Here is a 22,529-nt window from a genome sequence, read left to right as displayed (position 1 = left end):
ATGACCGAGAAACCAATCGCGATCGTGACCGGGGTGGGGCCGGGCACGGGAGCTGCCATCGTCAAGCGCTTCTCTGCCGGTGATTTCCGTATCATCGCGCTTGCTCGCTCTGCGGAGCTCATCAATCGACTTGCACAAGAGCTTCCCGACGTGCACGCCGTGACCTGCGACGTCTCGGACGAGAGCCAGGTGCGGACCGTGGTCACTGAGGTGAAGCGCCGCTTTGGCGCCCCCGAAGTTCTCATTCACAACGCGGTGGGAGGAGGCTGGGGGAATTTTCGCGAGATCGACCCGAAGATGCTGAAGGGCAACTTCGAAGTCAACGTGATGGGCCTGTTATACCTGGCACGCGAAGTCGCTCCTGACATGATCGAGCGGGGCAGGGGCGCGATCCTGGTGACCGGAAACACCTCGTCGATCCGAGGTAAAGCCAATTTCGCCGGCTTCGCTCCGACAAAGGCGGCGCAGCGCATTCTGGCCGAGTCGATGGCACGCGACATGGGACCTCGCGGCGTGCACGTCTCCTACGTTCTCATCGACGCCGTGATCGATACGCCCCGGATGCGCGCGCGGATGAGCGACAAACCGGATGAATTCTTCATCAAGCCTGCCGCGATCGCCGACGAACTCTACCACCTCTACGGTCAGGACCGATCGGCCTGGTCATTCCTTACGGAGCTGCGGCCATTCAACGAGAATTGGTGAGACTTGCCCTGCGCAGGACTTGAAAGGTCAGAACCATGACTGATGAATCAATCTCAATTGATACGGGGACGGACGAACTTCTGTGTGTGATCCGGGATCGTGTCGCAGTGATCACCTTGAACCGGCCCGAAGCCCGAAATTCGTTGTCCGATCATCTTACGCCGGCGTTGCGCCGGATGATCAAACAGAATGGAGATGATCCTGAGGTCGGAGCCCTCCTGATTACCGGTGCAGGCACTGCCTTCTGTTCGGGCGGCGATGTTAAGGGGATGGGCGGCAACGCTGCCGCGCCAACGATGTCATTCAGCGACAAGGTTGCGCGATTGCGGGAACGTCAGCGAACCTTGGCCGGCGTACTTGTTTCGGTGCGGAAGCCCACCATCGCAGCTTTGCCGGGACCGGCGGCTGGCGCCGGGCTTGCGATCGCACTCGCTTGCGACCTTCGTATTGCGGCCGAATCCACGATCATGACGACAGGCTATGCCAGGATTGCGCTCACCGGCGATTACGGCATTTCGTGGCTGTTGACCCGGCTTGCCGGGACGGCACGTGCTCGCGAACTGATGTTTCTGTCTGAACGGATCAGTGCACGGCGCTGCGAAGTATTGGGCCTTATCAATCGCGTGGTGTCCGATTCTGAGCTGCAGCACGAAGCATTTGCAGTGGCGAGGACGTTGGCGAATGGTCCGGCGAGCGCCTATGCTTCCATGAAGGATAATCTAGACCTTGCGCTGTCGGCTGACTTCCTGACATCAATGGATCAGGAGGCCGAGAGGATGGTCGTTGCGGCGGGCACTGCGCGGCACACCGAAGCCGTCCGGGCTTTCATTGAGAAACGTTCTCCCAGTTACAGGTGAAGCCCAGTGGGTTCATTGCCTTGAAGGCAAAATGGGCCGTGCTCGCAACGCAAAAGATGGATGGGCCAGGAGAATAGCTCATTCGGGTTCGGCGATACGGATGGAACGCGTCCCGATCGGAGCGCCGGTGGCGCGGTCGATGGTGAGGGGATCGATTTCCGTTCCATTCTCGGCATCGAAGAACCGGGTCACCTTGCCTCCGCCGCGATGCTTACGTCCCCAGGCGCCAATCGCAAAGAGCACCGGCAAGAAGTCGCGCCCGGCTTCTGTCAGCACGTATTCGTCCCGTGGCGGACGGTCTGAATAACGGCGCTTCTCCAGCAATCCCTCGTCAACCAAGGCTGAAAGCCGACCCGTCAGCATCGTCGGCGCGATTCCGAGACTCCTGCGAAAATCGTCGAAGCGGGTCAGCCCCGCATGGGCATCGCGCATGATCAGCATGCTCCATGCGTCCCCGACAATCGCCAGGCTCCGGGCGATCATGCAGGGCTGGCTCGAAAGTTTTTTCATGTCAGTCTCATTTTAGTAGTGACTTCGTACTAAATTGATAGTAACAGATTGCTCGTCGAAGTTCCAGGACAAATTGAAAAAACCGAAATGTGTAAGACAGGACGCGCCATTGTGCCGATCCCGGGTGCGTCCGACAGCGTTGGGCTGGTGTCCGCGCGCGCGTCGCGGCGCGATCAGCACGTGCATCTCATGATGCGCAAACGAGAAGCCGCGCGATCCGGCCGAGTCCTCCCGATCTCAGGCATTCCGGTTTCAGCCGAACTATGGAGTAAGTGATGCCCAGTCATGTCAGCCACGCCGGATCGGTCGTGCGCTATGTCGATGCGCCGAATCTTTCGATCAGTGCTGCAGGAACAACTTTTGCCTATCGCGATATCGGTCCACGCACTGGCGTGCCATTGATCCTTCTCAACCATTGGGGCGCGGTTCTCGACAATTTCGATCCGCCGATCGTCGATGGGCTCGCCACCAGGCATCGCGTCATGGCGATCGACTACCGAGGCATCGGCGCTTCAGGCGGGAAAGCGCCTGTCACCGTTGGCGAAATGGCGCAAGATACGATCGCTCTGATCGCCGCGCTGGGCTTTGAAAAAGTCGATCTGCTCGGCTTTTCCCTCGGCGGCTTCGTAGCCCAGGATATCGCGCTGAAGGCCCCTGGTCTCGTGCGAAAGTTGATTCTGACCGGCACGGGCCCGGCAGGCGGCAAAGGTATCGAGAAGGTCGGGCCGGTGTCCTGGCCGCTGATGATCAAGGGCTTGCTGACTTTGCGAGACCCGAAATTCTATCTGTTCTTCACCTCCACGGCCAATGGCCGCCGGGCCGCAAAGGCCTTTCTGGAAAGGCTGAAGGAGCGCAAGTCAAATCGGGACAAAGGAGCCACGCCAGTGGCCTTGTTGCGGCAGCTCAAGGCGATCAAGAGCTGGGGCCAGCAGGCGCCTCAGAATCTCGGCAGCCTCCGCATCCCGGTCCTGATCGCGAATGGCGATAACGACATCATGGTGCCGACCACAAACAGCGCCGACATGGCACGGCGTATCCCGGGCGCCCAACTGGTCATCTACGAAGATGCCGGGCATGGCGGGATTTTCCAGTACCACGCCGATTTCGTGCCGAAGGCGCTGTCGTTCCTCGACGCCTGACGCCGCGACCAAATTGTCAAATTGGAGATGACATCATGAGGGCATTCGTCGTCGACAAATACAAGAAGAAAGGGGCTCTGCGCTCGGCAACCATGCCAGAACCGGAGTTGCGGGACGATGATGTCCTGGTTGGGGTTCACGCAACTGCTGTGAACGTCCTGGACTCCAAGCTCAGGGATGGAGAATTCAAGCTCATCCTGCCGTATCGTCCGCCCTTCATTCTGGGCCACGATGTTGCCGGGACGGTCGTCAGGGTTGGCCGCAATGTCACGCGATTCAAGGCAGGCGACGAGGTCTATGCACGGCCGCGCGATCATCGGATCGGAACATTCGCTGAATTCATTGCCATGAACGAAGCCGACGTGGCGCCGAAGCCCTCGAACATCAGCATGGAAGAGGCCGCTTCCATCCCGTTGGTGGGGCTGGCCGCCTGGCAGGCGCTAGTCGAGGTGGGCAAGCTGAGGCCCGGCCAGAAGGTCTTCATCCAGGCCGGCTCCGGCGGGGTGGGGAGTTTCGCGATCCAACTCGCCAAACATCTCGGTGCGGTCGTCGCGGCGACGACGAGCGCGAAGAATGTCGAGCTGGTCAAGAGCCTCGGCGCGGACTTGGTCATCGACTACAAGACCCAGGATTTCGAGAAGGTCTTGTCGGGCTACGATCTGGTCCTGCACAGCCAGGACGCCAAGACGCTTGAAAAATCTCTGCGCGTGCTGAAGCCGGGCGGCCTGCTCATCTCGATCTCCGGGCCGCCCGACCCCGAATTCGCGAGGGACCAGGGGATGAACATCTTCCTGAAACTGGTGCTGCGTTTGCTGAGCCATGGTGTGCGGAAGAAAGCCAGAAAACTTGGTGTGCGCTTCTCATTCCTGTTCATGCGCGCGCAGGGACAGCAGCTACGCGAAATCACGTCCCTGATCGAATCCGGCGTGATGCGTCCGGTCGTGGACAAGGTTTTCCCGTTCGAAAAAACCGGCGACGCGCTCGCCTATGTCGAGACCGGTCGAGCAAGGGGCAAGGTCGCGATTGCGGTGAAACAATAGTTCCGTAACGGTGCCACCTGCGTTGCGACGCCATACGCCGGCCGGCACCAAGTGCATGAGGAAACGACATGACTGAATCCAACCGCGATACACAGCCTTTCCTGCAGGACGTTGCACTCATTGTCGGCGGTGGCCCGGGCATCAGTTCGAGTTGCGCCAGGCTGTTCGCGGAAAACGGGATGCGTGTCGCCGTCGCAGCCAGGAATCCGGAAAAAGCCGTCCTTGAGACTCTCGAAAAGATGCACGGCGTGCGTCGGTACGCCTGCGATGCAAGCGAACCGGAGGCCGTGGCACAGCTGTTCGCGAATGTCGCTCGAGAGATCGGAGCGCCGAGGCTTGTCGTGCATAACATCGATGGCCGCGTTCCCGGCATTTTCCGCAAGGGCATTCTCGAAGCCGACCCGATGATGGCGCTCGAAACAATCCGAAACTCGGCATTCAGCGCGTTTCTGGTAGGTCAACAGGCAGCTCGGCTCATGCTCGGAAACGAACCCGACGTCAATGGTACGAGAGGAACGATAATCTTTACGAACGCCAGCGCGGCGCTCAAGGGCTTTAAATCGAGTGGTGCATTTGCGATGGCGTGCCATGCCAAGTCCGGACTCGCGCAAAGCATGGCGAGAGAATTGATGCCGCAGGGAATCCATGTGGCGAATGTGCCGATCGATGCCGCGATCGGTTGGACTCAGGAGGATGGGACCCGCGCGCACCGGTTGGCGGGAACGACCGTGGACGACAACATGGCCGACCCTGTCCATATCGCGGAAACCTATCTGCAGCTGCACCGCCAGCATCGGTCGACCTGGGCTTTTGAAGTCGTGCTGCGGCCGTGGGTCGAGAAATGGTAATTACGCTCAGCTGACCCTTCCGAACAAGTGCGCGGAGATCACAAATTCTAAATTGGAATTCGATTTCTGCATCAAGAATTCCGCCATTTTCTGGTAATTTGACGTTTGCTCGTATTGACAGTTCTATTTTAGAACGGTTTACTCCGCGAGCCGATAGAAATGAAGGGTGCGCACCTCCCGGTTGAAGGGGGCCGCGCACGCTGCCGAAAACAAGGCGCGAGGGAGGATGGCATGAGGAGCGTGGACGAGCTCACCGCAGCCGAACTGCTGGACGGCCTGCCGTCCAGAGTGCACGAGGTTTACGCGCCGTTCGTGCGGGATATTCCGGATCATCCGGCCTTCGTGGAAGGCGGGCGTTCCTGGAGCTACCGGCAGTTCGCGGATGCGGTCGACGCTGCGGCAAAGAATCTCGCCGGATTGGGCATCAGGCCCGGTGATCGCGTGATGATTGCCAGTGAGAACAGCGTGGCCCTCGGCGTGATGCTCTTCGCAGCGAGCAAGCTCGATGCCTGGGGTATTCCGGTCAATCCCCGCCTTTCGCCCCGAGAGATCGACCTGATCGGTACGCACAGCGGTGCCAGACGCGTACTGTTCAACTCGGCTCTGTCGAAAGAAGCGGCCGATCATGCCAGCCGCGTCGGAGCGAAAATCGGCGCCGTCGGGCCATTTGGTGGAATCGGTGTCGGTCCTCTCAATGCGGATGCGGAAGCAGAGCCCGTCGAGAAGGATGGCGCCCGCCAGGTCGCAGGCCTTTTATACACCTCGGGCACGACCGGTGCGCCGAAGGGCGTCATGCTGAGCCACCGCAATCTGCTCTTCACCGCAAGGACGTCGGGAATCCTTCGCCGAAGCAGTCCAGGCGACCGCATTTACGGCGTGCTACCGATGTCGCACATCGTCGGGTATGCGATCTTGCTGATTTCGACGCTGATGCACGGCGGCACGTTGCATGTCGTAGCCAAGGCCGATCCCGCCGCACTGGCTCATGCTATCGCCAAGGAGGGGATCACGAGCCTGTTCGGCGTGCCTGCCACATATCAGCGCCTGCTCGAATATAAGGCGGTCAAGGGCATCCAACGGCTCGAACGGGGCAGCCTGCGGATCATGGCGGTGGCTGGCGCTCCGCTCGACCTCGATCTCAAGAAGCGGATCGAGGACGAGTTTGGAATCCCGCTGCTGAACAACTACGGCATAACGGAATGCTCACCAGGCCTCACGGGGGTCCGTTCGGAACAGCCTGTCTCGGACGAGTCGGTCGGCCCGTTTCTTCCCGGCATCGAGCACCGGATCGTGGACGGACAAGGAAAAAAGGTGGCGACCGGTGAGGTGGGCGAATTACACGTTCGAGGTCCGAACATCATGCTCGGCTACTATCGTGCGCCCGACCTGACGGCGGCGGCGATCGATGAGCAGGGATGGTTCAACACGGGAGATCTCGCACGGGTGAACGGCAAGGGGCATCTCTATATCGCCGGCCGCACCAAGGAGCTTATCATCCGCTCCGGCTTCAACGTTTATCCCGCCGAGGTGGAAGCGGTCCTGAACGCGCACGACCAGGTCGTTCAGTCGGCCGTCGTCGGACGAAAGGTCGAGGGCAACGAGGAGGTCGTCGCGTTCGTTCAACTTCTCCCCGGTGCGAGCATCAGCGCGGAAGACCTCAAGGCGTACACGGCCCAATTGCTCACGTCCTACAAGCGTCCGACTGAATTGATTGTGCTTGACGCTCTGCCCTCGGCCTCCACCGGCAAGATACTGAAACACAAGCTGCGGGAGATGGCGAACGAACAGGCCGCCCCGAAGGCGTCGCGTGCGGCAGCCGTTGGCTGACGGGCGCCGGGAGTGATTTGAACGGCAATATGCCGGTTTAAGAAAGAACGTTAGCGACGGACTTGTCGCCGAAGGGAGATGACAATGTTGAGAAGCGCCATGATTGTAGCCGCGCTCGCGGCATCCATAGCCGGCGCGCATGCGCAGACGTCGGGCGTCACCGAATCCGAGATAAAGATAGGAGCGACGTTCCCTTTCAGCGGCCCCGCTTCGCCGCTCAGCAATACCGGAAAGGGCATGATCGCCTACGTCAATTCGATCAACGAGCGTGGCGGCATCAACGGGCGGAAGATCAACCTTATCACCTACGACGATGGTTACAGCCCTCCCAAGACGGTGGAGCAGACCAGGAAACTCATCGAGAGCGACGAGGTGGCGTTCCTGTTTGGCCCCTTGGGTACGCCCGGCATCAGCGCCACCATCAAGTACGTCAACGCGAAGAAAGTGCCGCACCTGTTTGTCGTGAGCGGGGTCAGCAAGTTCACGAATTTCGCTGAATTCCCCATGACCACGACGGGATTGCCGAGCTACGACACCGAAGGAGGAATCTACGCAAAATACATCACCCGGACCCGTCCCGACGCGAAGATCGCGATACTGTATCAGAACGATGATTTGGGTAAGGACTTCGTCAATGCATTCAAGGCCTACCTGAAGGACGATTTCGACAAGAAAGTCGTCGTGTCCTCCTATGAGGTGACCGAACCGACCATTGATTCCCACGTCGTGTCGCTGAAGTCGTCTGGCGCAGAGGCCTTTCTGGTCGCCGGCACGCCGAAATTCGCAGCGCAGGCCATCAAGAAAGTCGATGAGATCGGCTGGAAGCCGCTGTTCCTGATCAACTTCGTTTCGAGCTCCGTGTCGTCGACCATCATCCCCGCAGGACCGGAAAAGGCGGTAGGCATAGTCGCCGCGACAATCACGAAGGATCCGAACGACAAGAAGTGGGCCGATGATCCGGGCATTAAGTGGTACCGCGACTTTTTTGCCAAATACCTGTCAGGCGCCGATATCGGCGACAACAATTATCTGTTCGGTACCCAGCAGGGACAGATCCTGGAGCAGGTGCTCAAGCAGTGCGGCAACGATCTCTCGCGCGAGAATATCGTCAGGCAATCGCGCAGCATACGCGGGCTGTCTCTTCCGACTTCCATACCGGGTGTCGTGATCAACACGGGCCCGGAAGGCAGCATGGCGTACACGCAGCTGCAGCTTCAGCGCTGGAACGGGACCACGTGGGAGCAATTCGGTGACGTACTCAGTGCCGACGCAAAGTGAATTGTACCTTCTGAACATGCGGGGCGGATGATCTAAGTCCGCAAGACGACCACTAGATCATGGAGCACGGATGTCCAGCGACGTTCTTTTCCGGCCTTTCAAGCTGAAAGGGCTGAACATGCCGAACCGGGTCGTGATGGCGCCGATGACGCGCTCATTCTCTCCGGGCGGAATCCCGACCGAAGACGTCGCGCGGTATTACCGCCGGCGTGCCGAAGGAGCGGTCGGATTCATCATATCGGAGGGTACGGGCGTGGATCGTCCGGCATCCCTGAACGATCCGAACGTTCCCCGTTTTCACGGAGAGAAGGAGCTGGCGGGGTGGCGGCGTGTGGTCGACGAGGTGCATGCCGCGGGTGGTCTGATGGCACCGCAGCTATGGCACGTCGGAGCCGTTCGCACCCGCGCCAAGGATTGGTCTCCTCCGGGTGCCTACGACAGTCCGTCCGGCCTGTCGCGACCGGAGAAGAAATTCGGCGAGCCGATGAGCGAAGAGGACATCGCAGACGCCATCCGCGCTTTCGCCGATGCGGCGCTTGCCGCGAAGCGCTTGGGGTTCGACGCTGTCGAATTGCACGGGGCGCACGGCTATCTGATCGATCAATTCTTCTGGGAAGGCACCAATCGCCGCGAGGATGCCTATGGAGGCAAGGACCTGCCGGGTCGGGCGCGGTTTGCCGCTGATATCGTTCACGCCGTGCGCAAGTCGGTCGGACCCGACTTTCCGATATTGCTGCGGATCAGCCAGTGGAAACAGCAGGACTACGAAGTGAAGTTGGCCGATACGCCTCGCGCGTTGGAAGCCTGGCTCAAACCGCTGGTCGATGCGGGGGTCGATATTCTGCATTGCTCGCAACGGCGCTTCTGGGAGCCGGAGTTCGATGGTTCCGATTTGAACTTCGCCGGATGGGCCAAAAAGGTGACGGGGGTGCCGACAATCTCGGTCGGGTCGGTCGGCCTGACCGGCGAGTTCATTGCCGCATATGGCGGGGAGAGCTCCCGTCCGGCGTCCCTCGACGAACTGATCCGCCGCCTCGATCGCGAGGAGTTCGATCTTGTCGCGGTGGGGCGGGCGCTGCTTCAGGATCCGCGATGGCTCCTGAAGATACGCGACGGCCGGACGGAGCAATTGATGGCCTTCGAACGGACTGCGTTTGCTGCGCTGAGCTAAGGCTCAGCGATGACGGGTTGCGAGGCGGGCTGCGTCGCCGCTGAATAAAGGTTATCCAAATATTTGGTGGCTGATATTTCGCCTATCTGTCCAAGCTGACTGCTAAAGAAGATCGGCGCATGCCGGTCGACGGGAGGGACATGCGCGTCATTGCGCAGTCGCCTGGAAGCAATTTGGAGACGAACAATGAGCGACGCCAAGACCCAAGTCGGCCATATTCGCACCGAGGTGCACGGGCATGTGTTCAAGATCATCATCGACAACGTGGCGAAGAAGAACTCATTCAGTCCGCAGATGATGGCGCAGATGTCGGATGCGATGACCCTTCTCGATCGCACCGACGATTATTGGGTCGGGGTACTCTGCGCCGAGGGTCCGGATTTCACGGCCGGGCTGGATATGCCGAAGTTCTTCGGACCCAAGGCCGAGAATACCGAGTTAGAGCCCGGCAACATCGATGCGTTCGCCTTGAAGAGCCGGTGCCGCAAGCCGATTGTGACGGCCGTACAGGGGATCTGCTTCACAATCGGAATCGAAATGATGCTGGCTGGCGACATCGTCGTGGCGGCCGACGACGCCAGGTTCTGTCAGATGGAATCCAAGCGGGGGATCGCGCCTCTTGGTGGTGCCCATTTCCGGTATTTGACGCGGGCGGGCTGGGGAGACGCGATGTATCACCTGTTCCTGTGCGATGAGTTCGGCGCAGCCCGGGCTCACAAGATCGGCTTCGTTCAGGAAGTCGTTGCATCCGGCCAGCAGATTGCGCGCGCGATGGAGATTGCGAATTTGATCGCCAAGAACGCGCCGATCGGCATTCAGGTGACGAAAGAGGCCGCGTTGAAATACATCGAGGCCGGCGAGAGAGCCGCGATCGACTACATTCCCAAGATCAAGGATCGCGTCTTCAGCAGCGAAGACATGAAGGAAGGCATCCAGTCTTTCGTGGAACGTCGCTCGGCCGTGTTCCGCGGGAAATAGGAATCCGGCGGACCGGACAGTAGGACTTCGCTCACGAGCCAGAGGATTTGACCATGGGAAGCATCAAGAAGGCATTTGATCTCACCGGCAGGAACGCCCTTGTTACCGGAGGCTCCCGCGGCCTTGGGTTGCAGATCGCCGAGGCGCTAGGTGAGCAAGGAGCACGGGTCGTGATCTCCTCTCGCAAGGCTCCAGACCTGGAAAAGGCCCAGGCGCATCTTGCCGGGCTCGGCGTCAAGGCGGAGTGGATCGCAGCAGATAATTCCAGGGACGAAGAAGTCAAGCGGCTCGCCGACGAAACGATCAAGAAGCTCGGACGGGTGGACATACTAGTGAACAACGCGGGCGCAACTTGGGGCGCGCCGACGGAAGATCACCCGATCGAAGCGTGGGACAAGGTGATGAACCTGAACATCCGCTCGCTGTTCCTGCTCAGTCAACAGGTTGCGAAGGGATCGATGATTCCCAACAAATATGGGCGCATCATCAACCTTGCGTCGATCGCGGGCTTGTTCGGAAGTTCCGGGGATATGCAGACTGTCGCCTACAATACGAGCAAGGGTGCGGTGGTCAACTTCACGCGGGCGCTGGCGGGGAGTTGGGGGCGCTACGGAATTACAGCCAATGCTCTGGCGCCGGGATTTTTCCCATCGAGGATGACGAAGGGTACGATCGAAGCTGTCGGTGTCGAGAAGCTCGCCGCCGGTGCGCCGCTGCGCCGCATCGGTGACGAAGACGATCTGAAAGGGGCCGCGATTCTCTTTGCCAGCGACGCTGGCAAGCACATTACCGGACAGATTCTTGCCGTGGATGGCGGTCTGACTTCGGTGCTATCGTCTTCCTGACCGTCGCTATACAGCCGCCTTCGGTTCTGCGGATACCGTTCGTGGCAGGTGGAGAGCTAGGGGACCACCAGGGTCAGCGTCTCGGCGACCAGAGCCGGCGTTTGGCTATTCTCGATCTCAAGTACCGCGTTGCTCTTGATCAACAAACGCCCGTTGTCCTTTGGTTCGACACTGGTCATGGAAAGCTGAAGGCGAACGCGGTTACCCGATCTCACCGGTGTCAGGAACCTGACCTTGTCCAGGCCATAGTTGAAGACGGCAGATGCGTCGACCGGAGCAAGACCCAGGTTCATGCCGAGTGGCGCGATCAACGACAGGCTCAGGAAACCGTGAGCAATGGTGCCGCCTGCGGGACTTTCCTTGCTGGCGCGCTCCGCGTCCACATGAATCCACTGCCTGTCTCCAGTACAGGCCGCGAACTGGTCAATCATGGGCTGGTCGATGGTGATCCAGTCGGATGTTCCGAGATTCTGGCCTACGAGATCCCTGATCGCCTCGAGCTTGATCTTTGCCATCGCCGTGTCCGTTGGTTCAACTGTTTCGCATATTTCCCCAAACTGCGAGGAAGGCCATGTCGATTTTGTTGAACAGGGAACGCAATATTGAATAGCGGCCAGGCTTTGATAGTTTTTCGTTTGCGTTTCCGGGTCCTGCGACGTCGTTCGCACTCGGCGATTAGGAACGCAAAGCGCTTGCGCAAAGGACGAGCATGACCGAGGCCAGCTGGGATTTGTTTCGCTTGTTTTCGGTGGTGGCGAGAACTGGAAGCGTCAACCGCGCCGCACACGAACTGGGAATGAGCCAACCGACATTGAGCAGGCGTCTAAAGGAGCTGGAGCGCTACGTGGCCGCTCCCCTGTTCTTTCGCGCTTCGTCCGGGGTGAAGCTGACGCGGGAAGGCGAGGACCTGCAACGCTCGGCCGGCGATATGATGCTCGCATTCGAGTCGTTTCATCGCGATCTGCGTTCGCGCGTCGGGCAACGATCGTCAGTAGTCAGGATATCGGCGACCGAAGGCATGACCAAGCACTGGCTTCTCCCGCGGGTTGCGGAGCTGCGACGGCGCGATAGTCGAATCTATCTGGAAATCATCTCCACGGTGAACCAGCAGAGCCTGGCGACGAGCGATCTGGACTACGTCATCAGGATGGGAGATCCCGGCGAGAACGATCTCATTGGAAAGCGGGTCGCGGACGTACCAATGGGGATTTTTGCCTCCGAGCAGTACCTTGCCGGGCGCTCGGCGCCTCGGTCATTGTCAGAGCTGAGGGATCACGACATCATCGGCCATACTGCCGATTTTGTCTCGTTCCGCAACGTTCGGCCCAATCAGAAGCATTTGTTGGAGTATTTCTCGGAAGCGGCAGGCATTCGCAGCGTTGTGCGGGTCAACCCGGTTGCTAACCATTTCGCCGCCGCCGGTTGCGGTCTCGGGCTTGCGCTTCTTGCTGTACCGTTCGCGCAGGCCGAGGGGCTGGTTCAGGTCTTGCCGCAAGAGACAGTTACGATGAACGTATGGCTGCTGCGCAAGCGCGAGAGCGACCTGCGAAAATTAACTCGTGAAGTCAGGCGATTCCTGGAAGTAGAATTCGCCGCTTCCAGGGAATGGCTCACCGGCAGCCCTCGAAATGCGAGAGTGGCCAAGCGCAAGGCCTGAGGCCGTCTCACATGCTGCCTTCGCCGTGTCTGGAAATATCGCGGTAAGACGCGCGAAGAGGCCGTGGTCATTCTATGCTGAATAGCGGTAGTTCAGAATTTAGATACTTGCCGTGCGCGGTGCCGGTCATCCTCCACCCGAAAAGTCATCATGGGAGGGATGGATGTCCAAATCGGAAGGGGCTTTGCTGTCAACCCCGATCCAGACGATCGCGGAAATTCCACGACGTTACGCGGCCGTCACTCCCGACGCCGTCGCCGTGAGCTTCGAGGGGCGCGAGACAAGCTATCGGGTCCTGGACGAACTATCCAATCAAGTCGCCAATGGCCTCTTGGCTGGGGGTGTGCGACCGGGCAGCCGAATTGCGATACTCGACAAGAATTCGGATATCTTTTTTCAAGTGCTTCTCGGGGCAGCCAAGGCCCGCGCCGTCCTGGTTCCCATCAATGCAAGGCTGGCACCTCCCGAGGTCGTTTTCGCGGTCAACGATGCCAAAACCGAGATTCTCTTCGTTGGGGAATCGTTCGAGAAACTCATCACTGAAATCCAGGATCAGCTGGACACTGTTTACCAAATCATTGTGCTGGACTCTCGTTACCTGAAGTGGCGCGATGCCCACCCGCCGACTGAAGCGAGCCTGCCAGTCGGCCCCGATGACGTTTGCCTGCAACTCTACACAAGTGGCACGACCGGCTATCCGAAGGGCGTGCAGCTTTCTCACGCAAATTTTCCACTACACGCGATTGACGACTGGAAAGCGTGGTCGTCCGACGATGTCATGTTGCTCGCAATGCCGTTGTTCCACATCGCTGGAGTCGGTACCGGCGTGTTCGGTCTGGTCGCCGGCCTCAGGACGATCGTGCTTCGCGAGTTCGTTCCATCGGCGGCGCTCGAAACGATACAGCGCGATCGAGTTACGGTCACGTTCCTCGTTCCGGCAATGTTATTGGCGATGCTGGCCGAACGTAACGTCGAGACATGCGATCTCTCCTCGCTGAGGCAAATTCTTTACGGGGCGTCGCCGATCCCGCTCGAGCTCCTCAGGAAGTCGCTCCGGGTATTCAGGCATACGGGGTTCTTCCAGGTCTACGGTCTAACCGAGACGGCTGGCGTCATCACCGTTTTGAGCGACGCGGACCATTCCGTTGGCGATGGCGAACTCTTGAGGTCGTGTGGCCGCCCTATCGAAGGCGTCGAACTTCGGATCATCGATGCTTTGGGAAGATCGCTGCCGGCCCGACAGGTGGGTGAGGTCGTATGCTGCTCATCGCAAAATATGAAGGGATACTGGAATCGGGCAGACGACACCGCGAGGACTCTCAGGAACGGATGGCTGCATACCGGCGATGTCGGATTCCTTGATGAAAACGGCTATTTGTACATTCATGATCGTTTGAAAGACATGATCGTTTCCGGCGGAGAGAACGTCTACCCCGCCGAGATCGAAAGTGCCTTGTATGGACATGCGGATATCGCCGACGTCGCCGTCATCGGCGTGCCTGACGACCGGTGGGGTGAAGCGGTCAAGGCCCTCATCGTGTTGAAGCCGGATCGTACGGCGGACCCGGTGGGCATACTGCATTTCGCGCGAGGAAGGCTGGCGGGGTTCAAGATCCCGAAGTCGATCGAATTCGTGCACGAGCTTCCCCGCAATCCATCCGGGAAAATCCTGAAGCGGCTGCTGCGAGAGCGCTACTGGGAAGGATACGAGCGGATGGTCAATTGAGTGCGGTTGGCCGAATTGAAAGTATCGGACCGGGTGACGCTTTTTGCTAGGCGACCGCTGCGTCCTGCAACTTGAGCGACTGAAGCGTCAGCACCTCGGTCAAGCGCAGATGTTCCGTCATCAACTCGGTGGCGAGTTTCACATCCCGGCCAAGAATGGCCTTGGCCAGTGCGGAATGTTCGGCGCGCAGATCACGATCCGCGCGCGACATTCGCACATTGATGCGGCGATAGCGTTCGCCCTGGACGAAGAGTTGTTCGCGGATTCGCAGCAGCCAGGGGCTGTCGCAGGCCGCCACCAGGGCAGCATGGAATTTCGCGTGTGCGATCATCCAGTCGTCGCCCAGGTCGTGAATGTCATGGGCCGTATGCGAGAGTTCATGATCGGCTGCGACAATAGCAGCCTCCCATTTGAGGCCGCCGAGTTTCATCGCGCGGTGCATGCATTTCAGTTCGATGTCGATCCTAACGGTCGTCAGATCCGAAACGTCGGCGGCATTGATGGGCGCCACCCGGAAACCCCGCTGGGGCTCCGCAATAACCAGTGCCTCGGCGGAGAGACGCGAAAGAGCCTCCCGTACAACGCTCGGGCTGACCCCAAGATATTGAGCCAGATCTTGAATTTTCAGCTTTCCGTCGGGCGGCAAGCGGCCGGCCAAGATGTCCGAGCGAAGTCGAACATAGGCTGAAACGGTAAGGCTGGTCGCGTCCTGGGGCATCCTGCCCATTTTCACAAGGATTCGGAGGAATACAAGATAGATCCAATAATATCTTTTTTATATTGACCGTATGAGTTTTTCAGGTACCGTTCCCTTATCGAACCCAACGACTGAATCAAAAAAATCCGGAGGAATTCAATGACCACACCGAACGAGTTGGTTACCGTCAGTCGGGAGGGCGATCTCGTTACCCTGACGATGACTTTCGCGCCCTACAATCTCGTGGCAAAGCCGCTGCTGACTGCGCTCCTGGACGCAGTCGAAAAGGTTCATAAGGAAGGCGCGCGCGCCATTATCCTTCGCAGCGGCTTGCGACACTTCTCCGCCGGTGCTGAAATAGAACTATTCGACAATCACGGCGAACGGCTGCCCGAAATTGATGCGTGCGCCTGCCTGGATGCGCTGGAACAGGTTCCTGTGCCGATCATCGCGAGCATGCACGGATTGGCCCTCGGTGGCGGATTCGAGCTGGCGCTGGCCTGCGACATCATCGTTGCCGCGGACTCCGCGAAGGCCGGCATGGTCGAGGTGACGCTGGGCCTACATCCGCTGATGGGCGCCATACAACGTGTGGCATCGCGCGCCGGAGTGGCGCGCGCCAAGGAGATGGCTCTGTTCGGACGTCGCTATGATGCGGCGACGCTGGAGCGGTGGAATATCATCAATCGCGTCGTGCCCGAAGCCCAGCTTGAAGAAACGACGCGGATCCTCGCGCTCGAGCTTGCGGTGGGCCCAACAGTGGCGCATGGCGCCACCAAACGGCTGATCCGGGAATACACGGAAGAGACCGTCGTGAAAGCCGACCGCGCAATGTCTGACGCGCAGCGTCCAATCTTCCAGAGCAACGATCTCGTCGTCGGCCTCAAGGCCTTCCGCGAGTCCGGGCCTGGTCACGCCATTTTCTCGGGCCGCTGAGGGACGTTGTCATGATAAATCATACACCCCTTGCAGGAATCAAGGTCGTCGACTTCTCGCGCGTCCTTGCTGGTCCCCACTGCACCAGGGCCCTGTCGGACCTCGGCGCCGACGTGATCAAGATCGAGCCGCCGCGCGGAGACATCTCACGGTACGCACTGCCCGGCGACGATACCGCGAGCATGTCCTACTACTATATCCAACAGAACGTCGGGAAACGGAACATCAGCATCGACCTTAACTTCCCCGAAGGAAGAGAAGTCGTGCGCAAGATGTGCGACAGCGCCGACATCATCGTTGAGAATTTTCGCGCCGGCACATTGAAATTCTTCGGCCTCGATTATGAATCCGTCGCCGCGCGTAACCCGAAAGTGATTTACGCCTCAATCAGCGGCTATGGCCAGGGCAGCGCGCTGTCACACCGCAGCGCCTACGCGCCGACCGTCCATGCCGAATCCGGCTTTGTCGGCGGGATGATCGACCATCTCGGCGAGGATCTCACGGTCAAGCGGCATGATGCCTATTCGCATGCTGATGTTTATACGGGCCTCGAAGCGATCATCGGCATTCTGGCAGCACTGCATCACCGCGACCAAACAGGCGAGGGCCAATATGTCGATATTGCGATGGCCGCCACCATGCTTGCCGTCAACGAGCGGGTGCACGCCGATCTCTCCGACGTGGATCTCGGCGCCGAACCGGCGGCGCTCGGACCTGCTGACTCGCCGTTCTTCAAGACAAGCTACGGTGACGTCATCACAATCGCGACCAGTGTCGTCAGCAGTCTGACGTTCCCGAATTACATCGCGGCGATGCGTCGCCCCGATCTCGCTTCAGATCCCAGATTCGCCACGCCGGCGGCGCGCCGGAAGAATCTCAACGCCCTTTACCAGATCATCCAGCAGTGGATTCTCTCCTTTGCCACGGCCGGCGAACTCGATGCCCAGCTCGACGAAGTGAAGCTGGCGTTCGGCGTGGTCCGCTCGGTCAAGGACTTCGCCGGTTCGGAGTGGGTCAAATGGTGGGGCGCGATAGAAGAGGTTACCGACCGCCGCGGCAAAGCTGTCAGAATCCCCGGCAAGCCCTGGCACTTCTCAAAGACGCCACTTTCCGCCGCGCGCGAAGCTGCCTTTCGCGGCGAGCACAACGTCGAAGTGATGAAGGAATACGGCTACTCCGATCAGGAGATTACTGCCCTTACCAATTCGGGCGTGCTGTTGACGAACATTCCGCCGCGACCCTCGCCCTTGCCAGGAGTATCCGCGCCGCCCGATAGCGGCGATGCCCTGAAACAGGCGTCCTAGCTGCGCCGAAGCCAACTAGCCAAAAAAGATGCGGGAGGGAAATCATGTCGTTGTTGCTGTCTTCGGAACAAACGCGAAAAATCCTGTCTAATCCATCGTTTCGGGAGCTGACCGCCGCACGGGCGCGGTTGCGGTGGGGACTCTCGATCGTCACGTTGTTGATGTTCTTCGGCTTCATCGGGCTGATCTCAGCGGCGTCGTCAGCGCTCGGGAAGAGCACGGCAGGCGGAGCCGTTCCGTTGGGCATGGTGATCGCGCTAGGCATGATCGCCTTGGTCGTTGCCTTGACTGGCTACTATGTACGCCGTTCCAACACCTACTTCGACGGCCTGACACAGCTGATCCGCCGGGAGTGTGGCCGATGATTATGCGTATTCTACTGGCCGCCATTGCGGCGGCGGTGCCCTTTTCGGCACATGCGCAGGCGACCGCTGTTGTAGCGGGTCGCGATCTGAACTGGCTTGCCATCGGCATGTTCCTGTTGATCGTCGCCGTCACGCTCCTCATCACCTATCGATCGGCTGGTCGAACCAAATCGAAAGCGGACTTCTATACCGCGGGACATGAGATCACACCCCTCCAGAACGGCCTGGCGATTGCGGGGGATTTTCTTTCGGCCGCGGCTTTCCTCGGTATCTCGGCGCTGATCTATGCGACCGGCTTTGATGGCCTCATCTATGCGTTAGGCTTCTTGACGGGTTGGCCGATCGTGCTGTTCATGATGTCGGAGCGCTTGCGTAACCTCGGCAGTTACACGTTCGCCGACGCAGCGTCGTTTCGCCTCGATCGGACCTCGGTCCGTTTGGTCGCCGCCACCGGTAGTCTCGTGGTCGTGCTGTTCTACCTGATTGCGCAGATGATCGGCGCCGGCAAGGTGATTCAGCTTCTGTTCGGCGTAAACTATCTGTTCGCAGTCGTTGGCGTCGGACTTCTGATGATCGTCTATGTGGCTGTCGGCGGCATGCAGGCGACCACCTGGGTTCAGATCACCAAGGCGCTGCTACTGCTGATCGGCGGCACCTTGATGGCGCTGGTGGTGCTGTGGCGCTTCGATTTCAGCCTTGAACGCCTTTTCGCCGAGGCGAGCCGGGTCCACCCCAAGGGTGCAGCAATTCTCTCTCCCGGCGGGTTGTTCGCTGAGCCGGTCTCCGCGATCTCGCTTGGACTCGCGCTGGTGTTCGGGACCGCTGGATTGCCGCATATCCTGATGCGGTTCTTCACCGTCAAGGATTCCGCAGGTGCAAGGAAGTCGGTTTTCTATGCGACGACCTGCGTGGCTTACTTCTGCTTGGTCATCCCGCTGTTCGGCTTTGCCGCGATGGTGGTCCTTATGCCGGATGCGAGTTTCTTCAACGTCGGATTGGGTGGCCAGTTCAACAAGGTCACCGATCTGATCGGCGGTCCCAATATGGCGGCCGTCCACCTGGCGGGCGCACTGGGCGGACCGATCTTGCTTGGGTTTATCTCGGCCGTCGCGTTTGCCACCATTCTCGCCGTGGTAGCCGGGTTGACGCTGGCGGGCGCCTCCGCGGTGAGCCACGATATTTATGGGCAGGTGATTGCGAAGGGTAACGCGCCGGAGGCACGCGAAGTGATGGTAGCGAAGATAGCCGCGGTGGCCACCGGCATCGTCGCGGTTGGCCTTGCCATCACTTTCGAGAACCAGAATGTCGCGTTCATGGCGGGGTTAGCGCTTTCGGTCGCGGCAAGCTGCAATTTTCCTGTGCTGGCGATGGCGATCTTCTGGCGCGGTACTACCACGCGCGGCGCGGTTGCCGGCGGCCTGGTCGGCCTATTCAGCTCACTCGTGTTCGTCGTGCTGAGCAAAACAGTCTGGGTCGCGGTGTTCCATTTCGCGGTACCGTTGTTTCCCTACGACAATCCAGCGCTCTTCTCGATGCCTATGGCATTTCTGGTGATTTGGCTCGGTTCGCTGAGTGACCGAACGGCCCGTGCTACGGCGGAGCGGCGCGCGTTTGATGCTCAGTTTGTGCAATCGGAGATCGGCATCGGCCCCTCTGAAGGCAACAACGCGCTGGCAGGAGTTGCACGATGAACGCCACGATCGACGAGACCCACGATCCGGCGCGCCGCAGTTTTGTGCCGGCCGCCAGCGATCCCTCCAGCGACTTCCCCATTCAGAATCTGCCGCTCGGTGTCTTCAGCCGTGACAAGGACGGAAAACGATCCGCGGGGGTTGGGATCGGCGACCAGATCCTCGATCTTCATGTGGCGCACAGGGCCGGTCTCCTGCCGGCAGAAATTCCCGAGTGGACCGTCGCCGACTCCTCGCTCAACTCGCTGTTTGCATTGGGACCTCGCGCGTTGCGCACCTTACGAGAGGCAATCAGTGCCGCGCTTGACGCGGGTTCAAACGGTGAGGCTGCGCGCCGCCATGCGTCGGACCTGCTGGTCCCAATGAGCGCTTGCACGATGTATCGTCCGACCGCGGTGCCGAACTACACGGATTTTTATGCCGGCATACATCATGCGAAGGCGGCGGGCGCACTTCTCACGCCTGAAAATCCGCTGCCCGCCAACTACAAATGGGTGCCGATTGCCTATCACGGACGGGCGTCTTCGGTGCAAGTCGGGCAGGGTGTTGTTCGCCGACCCATTGGACAGCGGACGCCATCGGTGGACGGAGGCAGCCCCGGCTTCGGCCCTTGCGATCGGCTCGATTTCGAATTGGAGATGGGATTCTATCTCAGCGGCGGCAACGAGCTCGGAAGTCCAATCCCGGTTGCGCGCGCAAGCGAACAGATTGTCGGCTATTCACTACTCAACGATTGGTCGGCGAGGGACGTCCAGCGCTGGGAGATGTACCCACTCGGCCCATTCCTCAGCAAGAGTTTCGCAACGTCTGTGTCGCCGTGGGTTGTTACCGCGGACGCATTGGCGCCGTTCCGCATTCCGGCGATGGTTCGTCCTCACGGGGACCCCCAGCCGTTGAAATATCTGCTCGACGACGATGATCAGAAAAGTGGCGGGCTGGACATAAGCCTGAAGGTGTTTCTCACGACCGAAAAGATGCGGGCCGCAAGGGACGTTCCGGTCGAAATTCTCAACTCGAACGCCAAATATCTATATTGGACACCGGCGCAGATGGTTGCGCACCACACGATCAATGGATGCAACCTTCTACCGGGGGACCTGATCGGCACCGGCACGATTTCCGGACCTACCGACGCTGAATTGAGCAGCATGCTCGAATTCACGTCTGCCGGAACCCGCCCCATTACGCTTCCCAACGGAGAGCGTCGCGGCTTTCTACACGACGGTGACGAGATCCGATTTGAGGGGCGCTGCACTCGTGAGGGTTTTGCATCCATCGGCTTCGGAGTGTGCGTCGGAACGATTGCGGCATCTCATCAGACGGAGCTTGAAAGCAGGGCGGCCTGATCCGCGCGTGTTAAGCGAAGAGTCGCCCCTCGAGCGATCCGCTCCGAGCGGGTTGGTACTGCCCGGAAGACGGCAGAACGATAGCTAGGAGAGGAACTGCCATGGACAGTTGCCACATGATCGCATACGCCATGATCACGATGCCGGACATCGACATGGAAGAGGTCCAGTTTGGGCAACTTCTCGTCGTTCTCGTAGCCTTATCGGTCGCCGTGGTGGGCCGCTTGGCTGCGTTTGTCTTCTGAGCCCCTCACGACGTGGTTGATGTAGCCGTGGGGTCAAGCAAACTCGGCAATCGTGTGTGGGAGCCTGCGTGATGGAAACTGCGGCGCTCCCTGTAGATTGTGCGCGAACGTTGAATTGGCCTGCGCGGCAGCGGGTCCCGATTTTGGTCTCTCGGCGCACTCGTTTAGTAGCTGTCAAGCCGTTGCTTCAAGGGAGGCTTTTGACGAACTACCAAGGGTCTAGGTCGCGGGTTGGCTGCCCGATTGCGATCCGCGCTGGGCGCTTTTCCATTTGGAAAAGCCTGCTAAGCAATTGATCTCACTAGGGGCCAATTCGCACATTTTTTCCAAATGCGGCTTGAAATCGTTGAATAATCAAACTGATTTTGATTCCGCCATTCGGAGGTTCGATCCCTCCCGCCGCAGCCAGATCTCCCGCTCAGCCTGAGACCACTCCCGAAATCAGCCTGGCTGGGGAGCTGCTGGGTCTGGCGCGGCCTCGTCACGTAGTGAAGTCGCATCGGAGCGCGACCGCCCGTCCGGGTCTCAGCGCGATGCGCGCTGTCGCTCGAAAGTGTCGTGGCAGACCGACGAAGCCCGCGACGTGGAGCGTGCCTGCATCGTCCTCGTTGGGCGTCCTTTCGTAGCTTCTTTGTCGGCCTGTCGCCCCGGCTCTTGTCGCCATGTGTGCGTGCCTCCTCGGAGCGACCAGGGCTGGGTTGTTACAGTCGGTGTCAGCGACGACAAGTTGGTGATCGGCGCTGCGACATGTTCTCCCAAGACAGGAACGCCCTCGGAGCGGCCGCGTTAGGCCGACAAAACCACTTGTGAAGGAGACAAGGTCATGGCCCGCGCAACAGCACATCCGAATCATCAATGCATCTCGAGCGAAGATGTTCAGGGAACCGAGGTGTACGGTGCAGATGGAAAGAATATCGGTGAGATTGATCACCTCATCATCGACAAGGTGTCAGGCCGCGTGGCTTATGCGGTCATGAGCTTCGGCGGATTTGTTGGCTTGGGTCATAGCCACTACCCCATTCCCTGGGGCGCTCTGACATATGATACGTCGCTTGAAGGTTTTCGAACCAACATCACCGAGCAACAGCTGAAGGATGCGCCTGAGTTCAGCGATGACTCCTGGCAGGATCGAGACTGGGAAACGCGAACTCACCGCTATTATGGGATGCCCACCTATTGGGAAGGGCGGGGTGGCCTATAACGCCAGGCGGCGCGTCGGAAATTTCCAATCGTGAGTGCCAGCTGAATTGATCGGCCGGCCCTCATTGGATGCTGTCGGATTTGATCCTGCCGACTGACGCTAGAGCATGATCCGGACCCGAAGGGCCGCGTTAGCGCAAAGTGTGCAGCGGTTTTCCTCGCGA

Annotated in this window: 22 protein-coding genes; 19 read left to right on the top strand and 3 right to left on the bottom strand. The window is 59.5% G+C overall.

Annotated elements, in window-relative coordinates; translation table 11 throughout:
• A complete protein-coding gene (locus ACR9YP_RS34355; protein ID WP_474217951.1) occupies nucleotides 1–705 on the top strand; it encodes an SDR family NAD(P)-dependent oxidoreductase in 705 nt (234 codons plus the stop codon).
• A gap of 35 nt (nucleotides 706–740) precedes the next feature.
• Nucleotides 741–1,562 carry an enoyl-CoA hydratase-related protein gene (locus tag ACR9YP_RS34350; protein ID WP_474217950.1) on the top strand — a complete coding sequence of 274 codons (822 nt, stop codon included), beginning with the start codon at nucleotides 741–743 and terminating at the stop codon, nucleotides 1,560–1,562.
• 78 nt (nucleotides 1,563–1,640) lie between these two features.
• Here the strand turns inward: ACR9YP_RS34350 and ACR9YP_RS34345 are convergent, their stop codons facing one another.
• Entirely contained in the window at nucleotides 1,641–2,072 is a 432-nt protein-coding gene (locus ACR9YP_RS34345) for a winged helix-turn-helix transcriptional regulator (RefSeq protein WP_474217949.1), read from the bottom strand.
• A gap of 275 nt (nucleotides 2,073–2,347) precedes the next feature.
• Here ACR9YP_RS34345 and ACR9YP_RS34340 point away from each other — a divergent pair, with 275 nt between their 5' ends.
• From ACR9YP_RS34340 to ACR9YP_RS34305, 8 genes are all read left to right on the top strand, one after another.
• Nucleotides 2,348–3,211 carry an alpha/beta fold hydrolase gene (locus tag ACR9YP_RS34340; protein ID WP_474217948.1) on the top strand — a complete coding sequence of 288 codons (864 nt, stop codon included), beginning with the start codon at nucleotides 2,348–2,350 and terminating at the stop codon, nucleotides 3,209–3,211.
• Nucleotides 3,212–3,246: 35 nt separating this feature from the next.
• On the top strand, nucleotides 3,247–4,251 hold the full coding sequence (locus ACR9YP_RS34335; RefSeq protein WP_474217946.1) for an NADP-dependent oxidoreductase: 1,005 nt from the start codon (nucleotides 3,247–3,249) through the stop codon (nucleotides 4,249–4,251).
• Between the two features lie 68 nt (nucleotides 4,252–4,319).
• Nucleotides 4,320–5,099 carry an SDR family oxidoreductase gene (locus tag ACR9YP_RS34330; RefSeq protein WP_474217945.1) on the top strand — a complete coding sequence of 260 codons (780 nt, stop codon included), beginning with the start codon at nucleotides 4,320–4,322 and terminating at the stop codon, nucleotides 5,097–5,099.
• A gap of 231 nt (nucleotides 5,100–5,330) precedes the next feature.
• Complete coding sequence (locus ACR9YP_RS34325; RefSeq protein ID WP_474217944.1) at nucleotides 5,331–6,926, top strand: class I adenylate-forming enzyme family protein; 1,596 nt, start codon at nucleotides 5,331–5,333, stop codon at nucleotides 6,924–6,926.
• A gap of 99 nt (nucleotides 6,927–7,025) precedes the next feature.
• A complete protein-coding gene (locus ACR9YP_RS34320) occupies nucleotides 7,026–8,204 on the top strand; it encodes an ABC transporter substrate-binding protein (RefSeq protein ID WP_474217942.1) in 1,179 nt (392 codons plus the stop codon).
• 70 nt (nucleotides 8,205–8,274) lie between these two features.
• Nucleotides 8,275–9,375 (top strand): NADH:flavin oxidoreductase, encoded by a 1,101-nt coding sequence (locus ACR9YP_RS34315; RefSeq protein WP_474217941.1) that lies wholly within the window; start codon nucleotides 8,275–8,277, stop codon nucleotides 9,373–9,375.
• Between the two features lie 186 nt (nucleotides 9,376–9,561).
• Nucleotides 9,562–10,353: a crotonase/enoyl-CoA hydratase family protein gene (locus tag ACR9YP_RS34310; protein WP_018322627.1), complete on the top strand. Its 792-nt coding sequence runs from the start codon at nucleotides 9,562–9,564 to the stop codon at nucleotides 10,351–10,353.
• Between the two features lie 53 nt (nucleotides 10,354–10,406).
• Nucleotides 10,407–11,198, top strand: a complete 792-nt coding sequence (locus ACR9YP_RS34305) for an SDR family oxidoreductase (protein WP_474217940.1) — start codon at nucleotides 10,407–10,409, stop codon at nucleotides 11,196–11,198.
• Nucleotides 11,199–11,254: 56 nt separating this feature from the next.
• Here ACR9YP_RS34305 and ACR9YP_RS34300 read toward each other — a convergent pair whose 3' ends face one another.
• Nucleotides 11,255–11,713, bottom strand: coding sequence for a MaoC family dehydratase (locus tag ACR9YP_RS34300; protein ID WP_474217939.1), 459 nt, complete (start codon nucleotides 11,711–11,713; stop codon nucleotides 11,255–11,257).
• 194 nt (nucleotides 11,714–11,907) lie between these two features.
• Here ACR9YP_RS34300 and ACR9YP_RS34295 point away from each other — a divergent pair, with 194 nt between their 5' ends.
• Both ACR9YP_RS34295 and ACR9YP_RS34290 read left to right on the top strand, forming a co-directional pair.
• Nucleotides 11,908–12,855, top strand: coding sequence for a LysR family transcriptional regulator (locus tag ACR9YP_RS34295; RefSeq protein ID WP_474217938.1), 948 nt, complete (start codon nucleotides 11,908–11,910; stop codon nucleotides 12,853–12,855).
• A gap of 163 nt (nucleotides 12,856–13,018) precedes the next feature.
• Nucleotides 13,019–14,581 carry a fatty acid--CoA ligase gene (locus ACR9YP_RS34290; protein ID WP_474217937.1) on the top strand — a complete coding sequence of 521 codons (1,563 nt, stop codon included), beginning with the start codon at nucleotides 13,019–13,021 and terminating at the stop codon, nucleotides 14,579–14,581.
• Nucleotides 14,582–14,627: 46 nt separating this feature from the next.
• Here the strand turns inward: ACR9YP_RS34290 and ACR9YP_RS34285 are convergent, their stop codons facing one another.
• On the bottom strand, nucleotides 14,628–15,299 hold the full coding sequence (locus ACR9YP_RS34285) for a GntR family transcriptional regulator (protein ID WP_474217935.1): 672 nt from the start codon (nucleotides 15,297–15,299) through the stop codon (nucleotides 14,628–14,630).
• Between the two features lie 138 nt (nucleotides 15,300–15,437).
• Between ACR9YP_RS34285 and ACR9YP_RS34280 the strand changes: the two genes are divergently transcribed.
• The 7 genes from ACR9YP_RS34280 (at nucleotide 15,438) to ACR9YP_RS34250 (ending at nucleotide 22,366) form a co-directional block, all read left to right on the top strand.
• Nucleotides 15,438–16,214 carry an enoyl-CoA hydratase/isomerase family protein gene (locus tag ACR9YP_RS34280; RefSeq protein WP_474217934.1) on the top strand — a complete coding sequence of 259 codons (777 nt, stop codon included), beginning with the start codon at nucleotides 15,438–15,440 and terminating at the stop codon, nucleotides 16,212–16,214.
• An 11-nt stretch (nucleotides 16,215–16,225) separates the two neighbouring features.
• Nucleotides 16,226–17,518 carry a CaiB/BaiF CoA transferase family protein gene (locus ACR9YP_RS34275; RefSeq protein ID WP_474217933.1) on the top strand — a complete coding sequence of 431 codons (1,293 nt, stop codon included), beginning with the start codon at nucleotides 16,226–16,228 and terminating at the stop codon, nucleotides 17,516–17,518.
• Nucleotides 17,519–17,562: 44 nt separating this feature from the next.
• Nucleotides 17,563–17,883 (top strand): DUF485 domain-containing protein, encoded by a 321-nt coding sequence (locus ACR9YP_RS34270; RefSeq protein ID WP_474217932.1) that lies wholly within the window; start codon nucleotides 17,563–17,565, stop codon nucleotides 17,881–17,883.
• A complete protein-coding gene (gene actP / locus ACR9YP_RS34265; RefSeq protein WP_474217930.1) occupies nucleotides 17,880–19,574 on the top strand; it encodes a cation/acetate symporter ActP in 1,695 nt (564 codons plus the stop codon). The genes ACR9YP_RS34270 and actP overlap by 4 nt, the downstream gene beginning before the upstream one ends.
• Nucleotides 19,571–20,920: a fumarylacetoacetase gene (gene fahA, locus ACR9YP_RS34260; protein ID WP_474217929.1), complete on the top strand. Its 1,350-nt coding sequence runs from the start codon at nucleotides 19,571–19,573 to the stop codon at nucleotides 20,918–20,920. The genes actP and fahA overlap by 4 nt, the downstream gene beginning before the upstream one ends.
• Nucleotides 20,921–21,036: 116 nt before the next feature.
• On the top strand, nucleotides 21,037–21,165 hold the full coding sequence (locus tag ACR9YP_RS34255; RefSeq protein WP_018322638.1) for a hypothetical protein: 129 nt from the start codon (nucleotides 21,037–21,039) through the stop codon (nucleotides 21,163–21,165).
• Nucleotides 21,166–21,988: 823 nt separating this feature from the next.
• On the top strand, nucleotides 21,989–22,366 hold the full coding sequence (locus ACR9YP_RS34250) for a PRC-barrel domain-containing protein (protein ID WP_438110266.1): 378 nt from the start codon (nucleotides 21,989–21,991) through the stop codon (nucleotides 22,364–22,366).
• The last annotated feature ends 163 nt before the right edge of the window (nucleotides 22,367–22,529 follow it).

It is taken from the genome of Bradyrhizobium sp. BR14999, assembly GCF_056106085.1.
Note: the sequence above shows the minus strand (reverse complement) of the source record. Positions and strands in the feature narration are given on the sequence as shown.

Coding starts and splice junctions, on each gene's coding strand:
- ACR9YP_RS34280 (WP_474217934.1), top strand. CDS start 15,438: ATGACCACACCGAACGAGTTGGTTACCGTCAGTCGGGAGGGCGATCTC.
- ACR9YP_RS34255 (WP_018322638.1), top strand. CDS start 21,037: ATGATCGCATACGCCATGATCACGATGCCGGACATCGACATGGAAGAG.
- ACR9YP_RS34320 (WP_474217942.1), top strand. CDS start 7,026: ATGATTGTAGCCGCGCTCGCGGCATCCATAGCCGGCGCGCATGCGCAG.
- fahA (WP_474217929.1), top strand. CDS start 19,571: ATGAACGCCACGATCGACGAGACCCACGATCCGGCGCGCCGCAGTTTT.
- ACR9YP_RS34350 (WP_474217950.1), top strand. CDS start 741: ATGACTGATGAATCAATCTCAATTGATACGGGGACGGACGAACTTCTG.
- ACR9YP_RS34310 (WP_018322627.1), top strand. CDS start 9,562: ATGAGCGACGCCAAGACCCAAGTCGGCCATATTCGCACCGAGGTGCAC.
- ACR9YP_RS34275 (WP_474217933.1), top strand. CDS start 16,226: ATGATAAATCATACACCCCTTGCAGGAATCAAGGTCGTCGACTTCTCG.
- ACR9YP_RS34345 (WP_474217949.1), bottom strand. CDS start 2,072: ATGAAAAAACTTTCGAGCCAGCCCTGCATGATCGCCCGGAGCCTGGCG.
- ACR9YP_RS34330 (WP_474217945.1), top strand. CDS start 4,320: ATGACTGAATCCAACCGCGATACACAGCCTTTCCTGCAGGACGTTGCA.
- ACR9YP_RS34270 (WP_474217932.1), top strand. CDS start 17,563: ATGTCGTTGTTGCTGTCTTCGGAACAAACGCGAAAAATCCTGTCTAAT.
- ACR9YP_RS34295 (WP_474217938.1), top strand. CDS start 11,908: ATGACCGAGGCCAGCTGGGATTTGTTTCGCTTGTTTTCGGTGGTGGCG.
- actP (WP_474217930.1), top strand. CDS start 17,880: ATGATTATGCGTATTCTACTGGCCGCCATTGCGGCGGCGGTGCCCTTT.
- ACR9YP_RS34340 (WP_474217948.1), top strand. CDS start 2,348: ATGCCCAGTCATGTCAGCCACGCCGGATCGGTCGTGCGCTATGTCGAT.
- ACR9YP_RS34305 (WP_474217940.1), top strand. CDS start 10,407: ATGGGAAGCATCAAGAAGGCATTTGATCTCACCGGCAGGAACGCCCTT.
- ACR9YP_RS34315 (WP_474217941.1), top strand. CDS start 8,275: ATGTCCAGCGACGTTCTTTTCCGGCCTTTCAAGCTGAAAGGGCTGAAC.
- ACR9YP_RS34355 (WP_474217951.1), top strand. CDS start 1: ATGACCGAGAAACCAATCGCGATCGTGACCGGGGTGGGGCCGGGCACG.
- ACR9YP_RS34285 (WP_474217935.1), bottom strand. CDS start 15,299: ATGCCCCAGGACGCGACCAGCCTTACCGTTTCAGCCTATGTTCGACTT.
- ACR9YP_RS34290 (WP_474217937.1), top strand. CDS start 13,019: ATGTCCAAATCGGAAGGGGCTTTGCTGTCAACCCCGATCCAGACGATC.
- ACR9YP_RS34300 (WP_474217939.1), bottom strand. CDS start 11,713: ATGGCAAAGATCAAGCTCGAGGCGATCAGGGATCTCGTAGGCCAGAAT.
- ACR9YP_RS34250 (WP_438110266.1), top strand. CDS start 21,989: ATGGCCCGCGCAACAGCACATCCGAATCATCAATGCATCTCGAGCGAA.
- ACR9YP_RS34325 (WP_474217944.1), top strand. CDS start 5,331: ATGAGGAGCGTGGACGAGCTCACCGCAGCCGAACTGCTGGACGGCCTG.
- ACR9YP_RS34335 (WP_474217946.1), top strand. CDS start 3,247: ATGAGGGCATTCGTCGTCGACAAATACAAGAAGAAAGGGGCTCTGCGC.